Here is a 17,153-nt window from a genome sequence, read left to right as displayed (position 1 = left end):
ACCGAGGACCTTGCGCATGCCCAACAACAAGAACATCACCCTCCATGCCCCCCTCGAAGGCCCGCTGTTGCCACTGGACCAGGTGCCAGACCCGGTGTTCGCTGGCGGCACCCTGGGCAACGGCATCGCCATCGACCCGCTCAACGACTGCTTGCAGGCCCCCTGCGCCGGCACCGTCATCCACCTGGCGAAAACCCTGCACGCGCTGACCCTACGTGCCGACAACGGCGCCGAGATCCTTATGCACATCGGCCTTGATACCGTGCAGTTGCAGGGCCGCGGCTTCGAAGCGCTGGTGGCCAATGGCGAGCGCGTCGAACGGGCTCAGCCGCTGATTCGTTTTGACCTGGACCTGGTCGCACAACACTGCACCAGCCTGATCACCGTCATAATCCTGAGCAATAGCAGCGAATACCGATTGCTGCCGCGCACGACCCGTTCGGTGGCCCTGGGTGCGCCATTGCTGGATGTCATTCCCAACGCTGGCGTCGGCGCAGTCAAAGCTGCCAGCGCAGGTGAGACAGTGCGCGGTAGCACCAAGGTAGCCCATCACGGCGGCCTGCATGCGCGCCCTGCAGCATTACTGCGCCAGACCGCCCAAGGTTTCGCCAGCCACGCCGAACTGCACTTCAACGGCCAGGTCGCCGCGCTCAACAGCCTGGTGGCGATCATGGGACTGGGGGTGGGTGAGCAGGATGAAGTCGAAATCGTCTGCAGCGGTGCCGACAGTACGCCAGCCTTGCACGCCTTGTTGGCGGCAGTCGCCACAGCGACCGTCGGTGAACAGCATGCCGGCCCTGCCGTCAGCGTCCAGGCCAAACCCGTCGCCAACCTGGAGCCCGGCATTCTCAATGGTGTATGCGCATCACCTGGCCTGGCCAGCGGTCCGTTGGCGCGCCTGGATGCCATTCGCCTGCCGCACGACTCCGGCGGCCATCAACCCGGCCCGCAGCATCAAGCCCTGAACGCCGCGCTAGCCAGCGTCAAGGCCGCCATTGAAGCTGACCTGCAGCACCTGCAACAGGGCGATGCCGCGGCCATCTTCGAAGCGCACCTGGCACTGCTCGACGATCCGTCGCTGATCGACGCTGCGCGCCAGTGCATCGACCAGGGCAGCGCTGCCAGCCACGCCTGGAGCCAGGCCATCGACGCCCAGTGCGCAATCCTCAAGGCACTCGACAAGCCGCTGCTGGCCGAGCGCGCCAACGACCTGCAGGATTTGCAGCAACGGGTATTGCGCGACCTGCTCGGCGAAACCCGAGAGCTGAACCTGCCACCTTCGGCAATTGTCGTCGCCCATGAACTGACGCCCTCGGACCTGCTGCTGCTCGACAAGCACGCGGTAGCCGGGCTGTGCATGGTCGCCGGGGGCGCCACTTCGCACGTTGCCATCCTCGCCCGCGCCCGTGGCCTGCCGTGCCTGGTTGCCCTGGGCCCGGAGCTGCTGAACCTGCAAGCCGGCCAGGTTCTGGTGGTGGACGGCGAGCAGGCCCGACTGGAAACCGCACCGGATGCCGAACGCCTGGCCGAAGTCGCGCAGCTTCGCCAGCACCAGCAGCAACGCCGCCAACAGCAACAAGCCGCCGCCCAGGGCAGCGCCCAGACCCGTGACGGGCGCCTGATCGAAGTCGCCGCCAATGTCGCCTCGGCGGCCGAAGCTGCCCAGGCCCTGAGCCTGGGCGCTGACGGCGTCGGCCTGTTACGCACCGAGTTCCTCTTCGTCGACCGTCACACCGCCCCGGATGAACAAGAGCAGCGCGGCGCCTATCAGGCCGTGCTGGATGCCATGGGCGATCGTCCGGTAATCATCCGTACCATCGATGTCGGCGGCGACAAGCAACTGGACTACTTGCCCCTGCCCCACGAAACCAACCCGGTGCTCGGTCTGCGCGGCATTCGCCTGGGCCAAGTGCGCCCCGAACTGCTCGACCTGCAATTGCGTGCCCTGCTGCAGGTCAGCCCGCAGCGCCGCTGCCGGATCATGCTGCCGATGGTCAGCGAGGTCGATGAGCTGCTGGAAATCCGCCAGCGCCTGGACCACCTGACCAGCGAACTGGGCATCAACCAGCGCGCCGAACTTGGGGTGATGATCGAAGTTCCGGCCGCCGCCCTGCTCGCCGAGCGCCTGGCCGAACACGCCGATTTTTTCTCGATCGGCACCAACGACCTGTCCCAATACACCCTGGCCATGGACCGTGACCACGCGGGCCTGGCCGCCCGCGTCGACGCCCTGCACCCGGCGCTGCTGCGCCTGATTGACCTGACCTGCCAGGGCGCCGCCCGCCATGGCCGCTGGGTCGGGGTGTGCGGCGCCCTGGCCTCCGAGCCGCTGGCCACCGCAGTGCTGGTTGGCCTCGGGGTCAGCGAGCTGTCGGTCAGCGCCCCGCAGGTCGGCGAGATCAAGGAGCGCGTGCGCCAGCTCGACAGCAGCGAATGCCGCACCTTCAGCCAGCAGCTGCTGGGCCTGTCCAGCGCCCGCGCCGTGCGCCAGGCCTGCCGCGATTTCGCCGCACGCCCGCTACACCACCGCCACTCCCCACTTAGCACAGAACAATAACCGGAGAGCACCATGTACCAGCACTTCATCCAGGGCCTGCAACGGCTCGGCCGCGCCCTCATGTTGCCCATCGCCATCCTGCCGATTGCCGGCCTGCTGCTGCGCCTGGGCGATACCGACCTGTTGAACATCGCCCTGATCCACGATGCCGGCAACGCGATCTTCGCCAACCTGGCGCTGATTTTCGCCATCGGCATCGCCGTCGGCTTTGCCCGCGACAACAACGGTACGGCGGGCCTGGCCGGAGCCATCGGTTACCTGGTACTGGTCTCGACCCTCAAGGTCATCGACCCGCACATCGACATGGGCATGCTCGCCGGGATTATCGTAGGACTGCTGGGTGGTGCGCTGTACAACCGTTTCAAGGACATCAAACTGCCCGAGTACCTGGCCTTCTTCGGTGGCCGGCGTTTCGTGCCGATTGCCACCGGCTTGTCGGCGGTGGGCCTGGGCCTGCTGTTCGGTTTGATCTGGCCGCATGTGCAGGATGGCATCAATAGCCTGGGCAAGCTGATGCTCGACAGCGGCAGCATCGGCGCGTTCTTCTTCGGCGTGCTCAACCGCCTGCTGATCGTCACTGGCCTGCACCATATCCTCAACAACCTGGTGTGGTTCGTGTTCGGCAGCTTCCAGGGCGCCAACGGCTTGGTTGTAACCGGTGACCTGACCCGCTACTTCGCCGGCGATCCGCAAGCCGGGCAGTTCATGGCCGGGATGTTCCCGATGATGATCTTCGGCCTGCCTGCCGCTTGCCTGGCCATGTACCGTCATGCCCTGCCGGGGCGGCGCAAACTGATTGGCGGCATCCTCCTGTCGATGGCCCTGACCTCGGCCCTGACCGGCGTTACCGAGCCGATCGAATTCGCCTTCATGTTCCTCGCGCCCTTGCTGTTCCTGATCCATGCCGTGCTCACCGGGCTGTCCATGGCCCTGTGCGACCTGCTCAATATCCGTCTGGGCTTTACCTTCTCCGGTGGCGCCATCGACATGGCCCTGGGCTGGGGCCGCTCGACCAACGGCTGGATGGTGCTCCCGGTAGGGCTTTTGTATGCGCTGGTGTACTACTTCGTTTTCGACTTCTGTATCCGCCGCTTCAACCTGAAAACCCCGGGCCGCGAAGACCAGCCCAGCGAAGAAGCTCCAGTCCAGGACGCTAGCGCACCACGCGGCACACGCTACATCGATGCCCTCGGCGGTGCCGGCAACCTGCTGTCGGTGGACGCCTGCACCACGCGCCTGCGCCTGCTGCTCAAGGACCGTGGCCTGGCTCAGGACGGCGTGCTGAAAACCCTCGGCGCCATGGCCGTGGTGCGTCCGGGTTCAGGTGGCAGCCTGCAGGTAGTGGTCGGGCCGCTGGCCGACACCATTGCCGACGAGATCCGCAACCAGTTGCCCCATGCCCTGGCGAATGTCGTCGAGCAACCGCAGGTGAAAGCCGAGACGAGCGAAAGCATGGCTGCTGAAGACTGGCTGAGTGCATTGGGTGGCAAGGACAACTTGTTGAAAGTGGATTGCGTGGCTCTGACCCGGGTGCGGGTCGAGCTCAAGGATGCGCGCAAGGTGGCGCGCGAGCGCCTGCTGGCGTTGGGGTGCCAGGGGGTCAGTCCGCTGGCGGACGGGACCTGGCATTTGCTGCTGGGCAAGCGTGCTGCTGCCTTGAGCCAGGCGTTGCAGGGCTGAAAAGCATCGCGGGGCAAGACGGTGCTAACCGGTGACGGCCCGCTGCGGCTGGGTATTCCCCGAGACCGGGATGGCAGGCCGTTATCGGCCCACCCACACAAAATCTGACAGCCCCAGCGGGAGGCGTTGCCCGCTCCAACAGGAGCGTGAGCGCTAGCATGCTGGGGGCTCCATCCTCGATGAGCCCCCGCCATGACCTCTTCATCCGCGACCCTGACAACCACCTTCGCGCTGGATCGACTGACCGAAATTGCCGAGTCGCTTTCACCGCAAGCCTTGCGCTCGATGCTCGCCCCGGTATTCGGAGACGACCTGCCAGAGACCTGCTACCAAAGATTGCACGACGCACTGCGCGACGGCGCGCTGGCCAGCCCTGACCACCAGATCGGCCCACAGGCGTTAGGCAAAGCCAGCTACGACAATGCCACCCGCATCATCCACCTGCACCCCGAGGTGATCGAGAACGCGCTGCGACAACCGCAGGCCGCCTGCGAGCTGGCCACCATCCTGCTGCACGAGTTCGGCCACCACCTGGACAACGTCCTGCGCCAGGACTTCGCACCTCGCCTGGCCGATGGCCGTGCCAGCGTCGCCGAAGACGCCCAGGGCGAAGAGGGTGCCCGCTTTGCCTACCTGTTCTGCAACGTCGCGCCCCTCGAGCCGGGCAAGCTGACAGTCGCCAGGCTGTGCGCGGGTGTTCGAGATACCCACTTGCAGGTGGACCACCCTGCGCTACGACGCTTCATCCGCCTGAGCCAGGGCGAGGATGCCCAACGCGCCGATAGCCACAACGCCCGCCACGAAGGCTTTTCTGCGGGGGGCGGTGACAAGCGGCATCCCGAGCGGTCCTGGGGCCACGGGTCGATCGAGGAGGATCTCAAGTACGCAGGCTTCAACGAACAGCAACGCAAGGCGATCTATTTTGGCAACTGGTTGCGCGACTATTCGCAGTTGCTCGACCCCAAGCTGGTCCGCGCACCCGACGCGCCGAAAGACTTCCCCGCCAAGTTTTCAAGGGAGGTCCTGACACAGCTCGTCGACCTGCTGGCGCTGAAGACCTTCCCCAGCCTGCAAGGCACACCGCAGGAGCGCAGCCACTATGTGGTCGCCCCGCAGATGCTTGGGGTGTATCGGCCGAGCGAACACATCGACAACCCCTACAACCCTAGCGCATCGACCTTCGACCCACGCACCATCGACCCGGATTTCGAAGCGCCAGTCGCCCACGACGACCCGCTGCTTCAGGTCGACCCGAAAACCTCCATGAAGCGCCACATCTTCACCTCGGTCGACTACATGTGCGAGCGCCTGCGCGATGCCATGGCAACGGGCCCCACCCCCAAAGGCCTGCGCGAGTTTGGCGCGGCCCTGCACGTGCTGGAGGATTACTTCGCTCACTCCAACTACGCCGAACTCAGCCTGCGCAAACAGGGGCACAAGGCGGTGTTGCCATGGACCGGGAAAACCGATTGCAGGCACGCTTGGCCCGTCGTCACGGGCATGTTCGCCGGCACCGACGTGATCGCCAGCCTGGCCGAGCCGATGGCGAAGGTGTTGTTCAAGACTTCCGGCAGTTTCGAGAGCATCACACCCGGGCAGCGCGCGGACTCGGAGCTCGCCCTGCTGATCCTGCTACGCGACCATCCCGACCCGAAGTGGCAGGCGTATCTGCAGACGTCTCTGGAAGTGCGCGACGCCCTGGCGGACATTCCCGGGTTCAATGGGCTGAGGCGGGTCTCCTGGATCAGCAGCTCGCCCATTCGCCATACGCAGGACCTGATGAAGATGGGCTACCAGGCCGTCCTCAACCTGATCGGCAACACCGTCGACGACCTGCAAACCCTGCGTAAAGACAACCCCAATACATCCGGTTCGACCAACCCGACCCATTCCCAGCTCGCCAAGGACCATGACGTCCACCCCTTGCATACCCTGGCCAGTCTGATGGCGCGCGTTGCGGTACGGAACGTGGGCCTTGCCATGTACAAGCACTGGGAAGGCGGGCGGCTCCTCGACCCGGTAAAGGTCGCACGCAGTTACTTCACCCACCCCAACGACAGCGACTGGCAGGACGAACTGGTCAGCGTATGGGCAAGCGAGCACAGCGCAGAGATAAAGCGGGCCGGCAAAGCCTCCGTGTTCGACACGCCGCACGGGCATGAGCACCCGGACATCGACACCAGCGTCTGGGAGCGCATCCGTGGGTTGTTCAGATAAGCGCCTGTAAAAACGACAAGCCCCGGCAGGAGGCTGCCGGGGCTTGTCGTTTTGTAGCAGCGAGGCGTCAAGGCCCTCAGAAGTCAGCCAGCGGCCAGACCTCGTACGCCGGGGTCTCGTAGGGGTGGCTCTGCTTCAATGCAGTGACGACCTGCCCAACCAGCCCATCGGCCACTACCAGTTCGACCTTCCACTCCTCCACCACCTCGACCTGGCCGGCCTGCCCGAGAAGCGGCTGGCTGCCGTCCAGCGGGCGGAACTGGCCCTGGCCCAGCACCTGCCAGGCGCAGCAGTCATAGTCGCCGATGCGCCCGCCGCCGGCGGCGAACACTGCGGCCTTGACCACCTCCACATGGCTTGGCGGGACGAAGAAGGCGAGCTTGTACACCCTTAGTTCACCCACGCCCGAGCGTTGCGGAACATGCGCATCCACGCCGCGTCTTCGTTCCAGTCATCCGGACGCCAGGAGTTCTGCACGGCACGGAAGACCCGCTCAGGGTGCGGCATCATGATGGTGACGCGACCGTCGCGGCTGGTCAGGCCGGTGATCCCGCGCGGCGAGCCGTTCGGGTTGGCCGGGTAGCTCTCGGTGACCTTGCCGTGGTTGTCGACGAAGCGCAGGGCTACGCAACCGGACAGGTCAGCTTCGAGCAGGGCTTCTTCGCTGGCGAACTCGGCATGGCCTTCACCGTGGGCGATGGCGATCGGCATGCGCGAACCGGCCATGCCCTGCAGGAAGATCGAGTTCGACTTCTGCACCTCGACCATGGCCACACGGGCCTCGAACTGCTCGGAACGGTTACGCACGAAGTGCGGCCAGAACTCGCTGCCCGGAATCAGTTCGTGCAGGTTGGACATCATCTGGCAACCGTTGCACACACCCAGGGTGAAGCTGTCGGTACGCTCGAAGAAGCCCTGGAACGCATCACGGGCACGGGCGTTGAACAGCGCCGACTTGGCCCAGCCCTCACCGGCGCCGAGCACGTCACCGTAGGAGAAGCCGCCACAGGCCACCAGGCCCTTGAAGTCGTTGAGGTCAACGCGACCGGCAAGGATATCGCTCATGTGCACGTCGATGGCGTTGAAGCCGGCACGGTCGAAGGCTGCCGCCATTTCGACCTGGCCGTTGACGCCCTGCTCGCGCAGCACTGCCACCTGCGGGCGCACGCCCTTCTTGATGTAGGGCGCGGCGATGTCCTGATTGACGTCGAAGCCGAGCTTGACGCTCAGGCCGGGATTGTCTTCTTCCAGCAGCACGTCGAACTCTTGGTCGGCGCAGTCGGCGTTGTCGCGCAGACGCTGGATCTGGTAGCTGGTCTCGGCCCACTGGCGTTGCAGCAGGCGACGGTCGCCCTTGAACAGCTCTTCACCGGCCAGCTTGATCAGCACTTCGCCGTTGTTGATCGGCTGGCCGATCACCGCGACGCAGTCTTCGCCAAGGCCAGCAGCGCTGAACTGGGCCAGCACGTCCGGGGTGGCGTCCTGACGCACCTGGATCACCGCACCCAGCTCTTCGTTGAAGAGGATGGCGGCGATTTTCTCGCGCTTGCTGGTCAGGGTGTCCAGTTCCAGGTCCAGGCCGCAGTGGCCGGCGAAGGCCATCTCCAGCGCGGTGGTCAGCAGGCCGCCGTCGGAACGGTCGTGGTAGGCCAGCAGGTGACCGTCGGCGTTCAGGCCCTGGATCACGGCGAAGAAGGCCTTGAGGTCTTCGGCATCGTCGACGTCCGGCGCTACGGCGGCCAGCTTGCCGTGGGTCTGGGCCAGGATCGAGGCGCCCATGCGGTTCTTGCCGCGGCCCAGGTCGATCAGGATCAGGTCGGTCTCGCCCTTGTCCATGCGCAGTTGCGGGGTCAGGGTCTTGCGCACGTCGAGGACCGGGGCGAAGCCGCTGACGATCAGCGACATCGGCGAGGTGACGCTCTTCTCCGCGCCCTCTTCGCTCCACTTGGTCTTCATCGACATCGAGTCCTTGCCCACCGGAATGGTCAGGCCCAGCTCAGGGCACAGTTCCATGCCGACAGCCTTGACGGTGTCGTACAGGCGGGCATCTTCACCCGGGTGGCCGGCAGCGGACATCCAGTTGGCCGACAGTTTGATGTCGGACAGCTTGCCGATGTGCGCGGCGGCCAGGTTGGTCAGGGTCTCGCCGATGGCCATGCGCCCGGACGCCGGGGCGTCGAGCAGGGCCAGCGGGGTGCGCTCGCCCATGGCCATGGCTTCGCCGGTGTAGACGTCGAAGCTGGTGGCGGTGACGGCGCAGTCGGCCACCGGTACCTGCCACGGGCCAACCATCTGGTCACGGGCAACCAGGCCGGTAATGGTGCGGTCGCCGATGGTGATCAGGAAGCTCTTGCTGGCAACGGCCGGGTGACGCAGGACGCGCTCGACCGAGTCGTTCAGTTCCAGGGTGCTTGGGTCGAAATCATCGCCCAGCTCCGCTTCGCGGGTCACCGAACGGTGCATGCGCGGCGGCTTGCCCAGCAGCACGTCGAGCGGCATGTCCACCGGGGTGTTGCCGAAGTGGCTGTCGGTCACGGTCAGGTGCGGCTCGGCAGTGGCCTCGCCAACGACCGCGAACGGGCAGCGCTCGCGCTCGCAGATGGCCTGGAAGCGCTCGAAGTCGCCGGCGCTGACCGCCAGCACGTAACGTTCCTGGGATTCGTTGCTCCAGATCTCGTGCGGGGCCATGCCCGGCTCGTCGTTGGGCACGTTGCGCAGCTCGAAGCGGCCACCGCGGCCACCGTCGTTGACCAGTTCCGGGAAGGCGTTGGAGATACCGCCGGCGCCGACGTCATGGATGAAGGCGATCGGGTTGTTGTCACCCAGTTGCCAGCAACGGTCGATAACCTCCTGGCAACGGCGCTCCATTTCCGGGTTCTCGCGCTGCACCGAGGCGAAATCGAGGTCGGCGGAGCTGGCGCCGGTATCCACCGACGAAGCCGCGCCGCCACCCAGACCGATGAGCATGGCCGGGCCACCGAGCACGATCAGCTTGGCGCCGACGGTGATCTCGCCCTTTTGCACGTGGTCTTCGCGGATGTTGCCCAGGCCACCGGCCAACATGATCGGCTTGTGGTAACCGCGTACTTCTTCACCGTGCGGGGTGTTGATCGACTGCTCGAAAGTACGGAAGTAGCCAGTCAGGGCCGGACGACCGAATTCGTTGTTGAACGCGGCGCCGCCCAGCGGGCCTTCGACCATGATGTCGAGGGCGGTGACAATGCGGTCCGGCTTGCCGTAGGCCTGCTCCCATGGCTGTTCGAAGCCCGGGATGCGCAGGTTGGAGACGGTGAAACCGGTCAGGCCAGCCTTGGGCTTGGCACCGCGACCGGTAGCGCCCTCGTCACGGATTTCGCCACCGGAACCTGTGGAAGCACCGGAGAACGGCGAGATGGCGGTCGGGTGGTTGTGGGTCTCGACCTTCATCAGGATGTGCACCGGCTCCTGCACCGCGCCGTACTGGCGGGTTTCAGGGTTCGGGAAGAAGCGCCCGGCCACGGAACCGACGATCACCGAAGCGTTGTCCTTGTAAGCCGACAGCACGCCTTCGTTGTGCATCTGGTAGGTGTTCTTGATCATGCCGAACAGGCTTTTTTCCTGGCTCTGGCCGTCGATGTCCCAACTAGCGTTGAAGATCTTGTGGCGGCAGTGTTCGGAGTTGGCCTGGGCGAACATCATCAGTTCGATGTCGTGCGGGTTGCGCTTGAGGCCCTGGAAGCTGGTGACCAGGTAGTCGATCTCGTCTTCGGCCAGGGCCAGGCCCAGCTCGACGTTGGCTTTTTCCAGGGCGGCGCGGCCACCACCGAGGATGTCGACGGCGGTCAGTGGCTTGGGCTGGGCGTGGCTGAACAGGCTGGCGGCCTCTTCAAGCTTGGTCAGCACCAGCTGGGTCATGCGGTCGTGGAGGATGTCGGCAACGACGGCGGCGTCGGCGTCGCTCAGCTCACCGCTGACGTAGTAGGCAATGCCCCGCTCCAGGCGCTGGATGTTTTCCAGGCCGCAGTTGTGGGCGATGTCGCTGGCCTTGCTCGACCAGGGCGAGATGGTGCCGAAACGCGGAACCACCAGGAACAAGCGCCCGCTTGGCTCCTGGACCGGTACGCTCGGGCCGTACTTGAGCAGGCGCGCGAGCACTTGCTGTTGGTCGGCACTCAGATCGCCGTCAACCTCGGCGAAATGCGTGAATTCAGCATACAAACCACTAACAGCGGGGACTTTCTGGCTCAGTTGCTCGATTAACTTACCGTGGCGAAAGGCAGAAAGGGCAGGAGCGCCGCGCAGGATCAACATCGTCGGGACAGCCTCAGGAAGGGGGTGTGCTTAGAGGCCGTGCATTCTAGCCTAATTCCAGCGCTTCCGGCACCCGAAACACAGCATTGCGACACCTGGACATGTCGGCCCGGCAAAGCGGACTCAGGGGTCAAAAAAAACCGCCTGTTTCGACCTGCATTTTGCCTTTAACGCAAAGATCGCTAGCAGACAAGCAAACCGTTGTCGAGATATGGCACAACCGGTCCTTTGCGTATACTGCAACCTATGTTCGCCCAAACCGCTTTGCGCCAGCGGTGCGCCAGATGGCTCATCGCAACCGGACTCCTCCTGATGCTCGGTGCCTGTGTTGAAAAACCCAGCACCCTCGAGCGCGTCAAGGAGGATGGCGTGCTGCGCGTGATTACCCGCAACAGCCCGGCCACCTACTTCCAGGACCGCAACGGCGAAACCGGCTTCGAGTACGAGCTGGTCAAGCGTTTCGCCGACGATCTGGGCGTGGAGCTGAAGATCGAGACCGCCGACAACCTCGACGACCTCTTCAACCAGCTCGGCCAGCCTTCCGGCCCGGTGCTCGCGGCAGCGGGCCTGGTCAGCAGCGAGCAGCGCAAATCGCAGGTGCGCTTTTCCCACCCGTACCTGGAAGTCACCCCGCAAATCATCTACCGCAACGGCCGCCCACGGCCCACTGACGCCAAGGACCTGGTCGGCAAGAAGATCATGGTGCTCAAGGGCAGTACCCATGCCGAGCAGATGGCCGAGCTGAAAAAGCAGTATCCGGCGCTCGAATACGAAGAATCTGACGCCGTTGAAGTGGTCGACCTGCTGCGCATGGTCGACGAAGGGCAGATTGACCTGACCCTGGTCGACTCCAACGAACTGGCGATGAACCAGGTGTATTTCCCCAAGGTACGGGTGGCCTTCGACCTTGGTGACGCCCGCGACCAACGCTGGGCCGTGGCCGCAGGCGAAGACAACAGCTTGCTCAACGAGATCAACGAATTTCTCGACAAGGTGCAGAAGAATGGCACCTTGCAGCGTCTGAAAGATCGCTATTACGGGCACGTCGATGTACTGGGCTACGTAGGCGCTTATACCTTTGCCCAGCACCTGCAGCAGCGCCTGCCGCGCTACGAGAAGGCCTTCCAGGCCTCGGCCAAGAAGGAGCAGGTCGACTGGCGCCTGTTGGCTGCGATCGGCTACCAGGAATCCATGTGGCAGGCCGAGGTCACCTCCAAGACCGGTGTGCGCGGCCTGATGATGCTGACCCAGCGCACCGCCCAGGCCATGGGCGTGTCCAACCGCCTGGACCCGGTGCAGAGCATCCGCGGCGGCGCCAAATACTTCATGTATGTCAAATCCGAGCTGGATGACAGCATCAAGGAGCCGGACCGCACCTGGTTTGCCTTGGCCGCCTACAACGTCGGCAGCGGTCACCTGGACGACGCGCGCAAGCTGGCCAAGCGCGAGGGCCTGAACCCTGACAAGTGGCTGGACGTAAAGAAGATGCTGCCGCGCCTGTCGCAGAAGCAGTGGTACAGCAAGACCCGCTACGGTTATGCCCGCGGCGGCGAGCCAGTGCACTTCGTCGCCAACATCCGCCGCTACTACGACATCCTCACCTGGGTGACCCAGCCGCAGCTTGAAGGCAGCCAGGTGGCCGAGAGCAACCTGCATGTGCCGGGCGTGAACAAGACCAAGCCAACCGAGCAGACCCCGCCACTCTGAACTGTTTCGCGGGGCAAGCCCGCTCCTACAGGCTCCTGTGGGAGCGGCGGTGCGGCGACCCGACTTGCCCCGCGATCAAGGCCACCTCAGGCCTTCGCCCGCCGCGCCTTGAAGAACTCGGACAGAATCGTCCCGCACTCCTGCGCCAGCACGCCCCCCTCGAATAGCACCCGGTGATTGAGAAACCCCTGGGTAAAGAACTGCCCCTGGCTTTGCACCACGCCCGCCTTGGGCTCCAGCGCGCCATACACCACCCGGCTGATCCGCGAATGGACAATCAGCCCGGCGCACATGCTGCACGGCTCCAGGGTCACATAGAGCGTACTACCCGGCAGGCGGTAGTTGCTCGCTGCCTGGGCGGCGGCACGAATGGCGACCATCTCGGCGTGGGCGCTGGGATCGCTGCCGCTGATCGGGCAGTTGAAGCCACGGCCAATCACCTGACCGTGCTGAACCACTACCGCGCCCACCGGCACTTCGCCCATGGCCGCGCCTTGCGCTGCCAACTCCAGCGCCAGGCGCATGAATTGCTGATCGCGGCTGCGATCGATGATCTGCGGCTGGCGCATCACGCCACCTCGATCGCGGCCATCAGGCCGGTTTCCATATGGTCGATCACGTGGCAGTGGAACATCCAGGTACCCGGGTTATCGGCCACCAGCGCCACCCGTGCGCGCTCGTTCTTGCCCAGCAGGTAGGTGTCGGTGTAGTACGGTTCGATCTTGCGCTTGTTCGAGCCGATCACCTTGAAACTCATGCCGTGCAGGTGAATCGGGTGTTGGTACTGGGTCATGTTCTTCAGCTCGAAGATGTAGCTCTTGCCCTTTTGCAGCGTGGCGATCGGCCGATCGGCACAGGTCTTGTCGGTGATGTCCCAGGCCTTGCCGTTGATCTGCCACAAGCTTGGCGGCTTGCCGTTCTCGGTGTTCACCGAGACCGAGCCGACCCACTCGAAATTGAAGTTGAGCTTCTCGGCATTGGCCAGGTCCGGCTCGGCAATCGGATTGGCCGGCAGCGCCGGCGGCCAGTCGCCCGGCCCTTCGCTGCTGGCCACCGAGCGCAGGGTCCCCAGGCGCACCGGACCATCGCGCAACGACAGCTCTTCACCGGCCGGCGGCATCTTGATCGCCAGGCAGATACGCATGCCCGGGCCCAGCCAGTAGTCCTTGCCCAGCGGGCGCGGGGTGATGGGATTGCCGTCCAGCGCGTAGACCTTCGCCTCGAAGTTGCCCTTGAGGTTGATGCGATAGGTCAGGGTGTTGTCGAGGTTCAGCAAGCGCACCCGCACGATTTGTCCGGCAGGCATGTCGACCACGGCGTTGGCCTGGCCATTGATGGTGATCAGCCGGCCCGCAGTGCCGCCACGGGCGGCCTCGCGCGGGATGCTGAAGGGCAGGTACGCGCCCTGCTCGTCCACGTGCCAGTTCTTCAGGCTCAGGGTGCGTTCATGCTTGAAGCCGGTAGGCTCGCGCTCCTCGACAATCAGCGGGCCGACCAGGCCGCGGCCGAGTTCCTCGGAGCTGTTCACATGCGGGTGGTACCAGTAGCTGCCGGCATCCGGCACGCGGAACTTGTAGTCGAAGTACTCGCCCGGCAACACCGGCAGCTGCGAGACGTATGGCACACCGTCCATCTCCAGCGGCAGGCGGATGCCATGCCAGTGGATGGTGGTGGCCACCGGCAGGTGATTGATGAAACGTACCCGCAACCATTCGCCCTGGCGCACCCGCAGTTCGGTACCCGGCGCCGACGGACCGAAGGCCCAGGCCTCGGTCTTGAACCCGCAGACCAGCTCGACATCCAGCGGTGCGGCGATCAGCTCGTAGTCATGCCCGGCATTCGGATCGGTGCGCCCCAGCCAGTAACGGGACGCACCACCCGCGCCCAGGCCAATCGCCACCAGGCCGCTCAGGCCACCGAGAATTTGTCGCCGGGTAAAGGACATGCAGCAGGTACCTCGTAATGCCAGGAACAACATGCCGGCACCCGGCGAAAAAAGCGCCAAGGTACCGGCGATGAAGGGCGAATACGATACACCTGCAATTGAGAAATATTAAGTGAAGAGTTGCCGCAGGGCCTACTCACCTGGCCTTATCACGCCTGGCGGGGCAGTAATGGCGTCACGAAACGCAACGGGCTGATCCTGCGTCTGCAATGCCAGGCGCAAGTCACCCTGTACGATACCGTCGGGGTTGCCCATGCTCGGCAAGTAGTATTCACCCGCATCCAGGGTAATGCCGGTCGCCTGCCCCGGCCCGGCATCGACCAGGCGCAAGCCTGGCACCCCTTGCAGTTCCGCCAGCCCTGGTACGCGCTTGTACAGGTTGCTGTGGGTGTTGCCGACCAGCGCCACCCATTTGCCTGCGCCAGGCTCCGCTTGCCTGGCGGTAATAACCCGGTTGGCATAGTAGTTCATGACTTTCTGGCGCAGCGGATTGAACGGTTGCTCAACCTCAAGGCCCTCCAACTGATAGCTCGCCACACAATCCACAGCCTGTACCCTGATACGGTTGGCCCGGGCTTTTCTTACCAGTTCAAGGAAGGTGTAGCGGCCAGTGGGATCGGTACGATGCCCGACATCCAGCCGCTCCAGATAGCGCCGCAATTGCGCACTCATGCGCCCGCTGCGATGGAACAGGTCCAGGTCTGCCTGGTGCAGATCGGTCATCAGGTGCTCGAGATAAAGCGTGCGTACGCCTTTGGCATACATCGGCGTGAGGTTTTCCAGCAGCCAACGCTTGCTGGCGATCGAGGCGTGTGATTCGCCAATGACCACGCCGGCGTGCTCGTCGAACAATTCGATGAATGCCCGCTGCGGGCTGATCGAGGCCGCTGGCGGGTGAATCCTGAACCTGGGCAGGGTTATCCGGGTGAAGAAAGTCTCGGCATCGGTGCGCAATTGCTGCCGAATCTGCTCCAGGCTATCGCGCACTTCCATCAGCGGCGACTCCGGGTCGTAGTAATCACCGCCGATTGCCCGCCGGTTCCTCGCACTGAGCAGTTCCAGCACCGCAGGCCGGGCCGGTTCGGGGACTTCATAGCGGCCTGGAACGGCCTCGAAGGGCGAATAATCCACCATCGCGACCGCCGGCTCGGGCGTCAGCCCTCCCAGGCACTGGCCGCCCCCGCGCAAACAGGCGGACTCAAGCACGATCCACTGCCCCTGCTCGTCCAGGCGCACGGGTATTACACCATTGAAGGCAAACGGATTGTCTTCAGGAACAATCAACCAGGTACGCAAGGCCTGGTCATAGCGAACCCGGTAGGGCACCCCCTCGAGCTCGATGTACTGGGCGCCATCAGCCAGGCTACTGACACCTTGCAAGGGGCCGCTCGTGGCCGCTGGCACATCGATGATCACATTGCCTTCAAGCGGGCCCAGCTCTTGCGCCGCCCCCCGCCCCAGTGGCAGCAGAAACGGCAGGTTGAGCAGCAGATCGACACCGGCAAGGATGGCCCCAAGCAAGCCCGCCCGACGCTCTTCGGGGTTGTCGCCATCGACCGCCTGCTCGATGTTCAACGCAAGGCTGGCAGTACCTACAGCGACCGCCAGCAGTGCCAACGGCCAACCGGCAGGCGCCACGGCACCGAGCAGGCGCGAAGCCACGCCCAGGTAGCCCACCCACAACTGCGCACGCAGTTCGGCATTGGTGCGCAGGGCCGCATCGGTTTCAAGTTCCATGTGCTGCCGGGCGTTGTCGCGCATCCAGGTGAAGACCTCGCCGTTGATCGGCGCACGCTGCACCTGAGCGGCAAATGCCTCTACCGAGCCTTGCGCCCAGGAGGCGAGTTGATCACGCAACCCCTGCACCTGCTGCGGAGCGCTGGAGAAATAAGCCAACAATTGCTCGCGGCTGGCGGCCACCTGCAGCCAGCCAAACAGCCATTCGAACAGTTCCCGCTGGCTACTGAAAGCCTGGAACGACGGCACCGCACCGGGCATGTAGAGCACATGCTGTGGCTGTGCCCCCGGCCCCTGCAACCACACCAGCGCCGACGACACCTGCCCGGCCAGGCTCAAGGTCGCAAGCTGAATGCCGGCAGCAGGTTGCTGCACTTGTTCAAAATGCTGCAGATGCACAGCAACGCTGCTGTCGAAGCCGACAGCGTCGAACACCAGTTGCAACTGCTGCTCGTTCAGATGCCCACCGAGGCCTGCCTGCAACGCTTGCGCCAGGTAATTGAGCTTGCTGAGCGCGCGCACGTCAGCACCGTGCTCGACCCAGAACGCCGTACGCTGGCGCTGAAACCCGGCACCAAAGTCCATCTCCCACAAGGCGTTAAGGACTTTTTGCGGATCCAGACGCACTTCATTGCTTTCATCGAAACGCCGCGCCTCTGGCCCCTCGGTGTAGAAACCGCCGTACAACTGCAGAAGGTCGGCGTTGTCCTGGTCACTGACGCGAAAGCGGCGCATGACTAACTCGGTCAAGGTCCAAGACTGATAAGGCGTTCCATAGTGCTCCCAACCGGTGTAGCTGCGGTCGTTGCTGGCGGCGTGGGAAAAACGATTCCAGTAAATCTTGTCCGGATCCCCGTGCTGGTTGGTTTGTGTGACCAGCAGTTGCATCGCCGCCAAGCGAGCGCTGGCATGCAGGTCCGGGAAGGCATTGACCACCGTTTCGGCAAGCTGGCGCAGCGATGCACGCGCCGCCTCAAGGTGCAGGTTGGACTGATCAACAGACTGCAAATGTTCCATGAC

At 64.3% G+C, this 17,153-nt stretch carries 9 protein-coding genes; 4 read left to right on the top strand and 5 right to left on the bottom strand.

Annotated elements, in window-relative coordinates; translation table 11 throughout:
- The first annotated feature begins 16 nt into the window (after positions 1-16).
- The 3 genes from ptsP to KHO53_RS15825 all read left to right on the top strand — a co-directional run bounded on the left by ptsP (position 17) and on the right by KHO53_RS15825 (position 6,454).
- The gene (gene ptsP / locus KHO53_RS15835; RefSeq protein ID WP_213570497.1) at positions 17-2,557 is read left to right on the top strand and encodes a phosphoenolpyruvate--protein phosphotransferase; all 2,541 of its coding nucleotides are present in this window, start codon (positions 17-19) and stop codon (positions 2,555-2,557) included.
- Between the two features lie 12 nt (positions 2,558-2,569).
- Positions 2,570-4,237: an N-acetylglucosamine-specific PTS transporter subunit IIBC gene (gene nagE / locus KHO53_RS15830; RefSeq protein WP_213570496.1), complete on the top strand. Its 1,668-nt coding sequence runs from the start codon at positions 2,570-2,572 to the stop codon at positions 4,235-4,237.
- Between the two features lie 192 nt (positions 4,238-4,429).
- Positions 4,430-6,454: an HET-C-related protein gene (locus KHO53_RS15825; protein WP_213570495.1), complete on the top strand. Its 2,025-nt coding sequence runs from the start codon at positions 4,430-4,432 to the stop codon at positions 6,452-6,454.
- A 76-nt stretch (positions 6,455-6,530) separates the two neighbouring features.
- Here KHO53_RS15825 and KHO53_RS15820 read toward each other — a convergent pair whose 3' ends face one another.
- Both KHO53_RS15820 and purL read right to left on the bottom strand, forming a co-directional pair.
- Positions 6,531-6,842: a YqfO family protein gene (locus KHO53_RS15820; protein ID WP_213570630.1), complete on the bottom strand. Its 312-nt coding sequence runs from the start codon at positions 6,840-6,842 to the stop codon at positions 6,531-6,533.
- Between the two features lie 2 nt (positions 6,843-6,844).
- Positions 6,845-10,744 carry a phosphoribosylformylglycinamidine synthase gene (gene purL / locus KHO53_RS15815; protein ID WP_213570494.1) on the bottom strand — a complete coding sequence of 1,300 codons (3,900 nt, stop codon included), beginning with the start codon at positions 10,742-10,744 and terminating at the stop codon, positions 6,845-6,847.
- Positions 10,745-10,990: 246 nt separating this feature from the next.
- On the opposite strand from purL, the gene mltF reads away from it, so the two are divergent.
- Positions 10,991-12,451, top strand: a complete 1,461-nt coding sequence (mltF, locus tag KHO53_RS15810) for a membrane-bound lytic murein transglycosylase MltF (RefSeq protein WP_213570493.1) — start codon at positions 10,991-10,993, stop codon at positions 12,449-12,451.
- 86 nt (positions 12,452-12,537) lie between these two features.
- Here mltF and tadA read toward each other — a convergent pair whose 3' ends face one another.
- The 3 genes from tadA to KHO53_RS15795 form a co-directional block, all read right to left on the bottom strand.
- Positions 12,538-13,020 carry a tRNA adenosine(34) deaminase TadA gene (gene tadA, locus KHO53_RS15805; RefSeq protein ID WP_213570492.1) on the bottom strand — a complete coding sequence of 161 codons (483 nt, stop codon included), beginning with the start codon at positions 13,018-13,020 and terminating at the stop codon, positions 12,538-12,540.
- Complete coding sequence (locus KHO53_RS15800; protein ID WP_010220146.1) at positions 13,020-14,396, bottom strand: multicopper oxidase family protein; 1,377 nt, start codon at positions 14,394-14,396, stop codon at positions 13,020-13,022. Before KHO53_RS15800 ends, tadA begins: the two co-directional genes overlap by 1 nt.
- Before the next feature lie 132 nt (positions 14,397-14,528).
- Positions 14,529-17,150 carry a membrane-targeted effector domain-containing toxin gene (locus KHO53_RS15795; protein ID WP_213570491.1) on the bottom strand — a complete coding sequence of 874 codons (2,622 nt, stop codon included), beginning with the start codon at positions 17,148-17,150 and terminating at the stop codon, positions 14,529-14,531.
- Between the last annotated feature and the right edge of the window lie 3 nt (positions 17,151-17,153).

It is taken from the genome of Pseudomonas sp. RC2C2 (assembly GCF_018390435.1).
GTDB classification, from domain to species: domain Bacteria; phylum Pseudomonadota; class Gammaproteobacteria; order Pseudomonadales; family Pseudomonadaceae; genus Aquipseudomonas; species Aquipseudomonas donghuensis.
The sequence above is the reverse complement of the archived record's forward strand: the minus strand, read 5'-3'. Positions and strand labels throughout refer to the sequence as shown.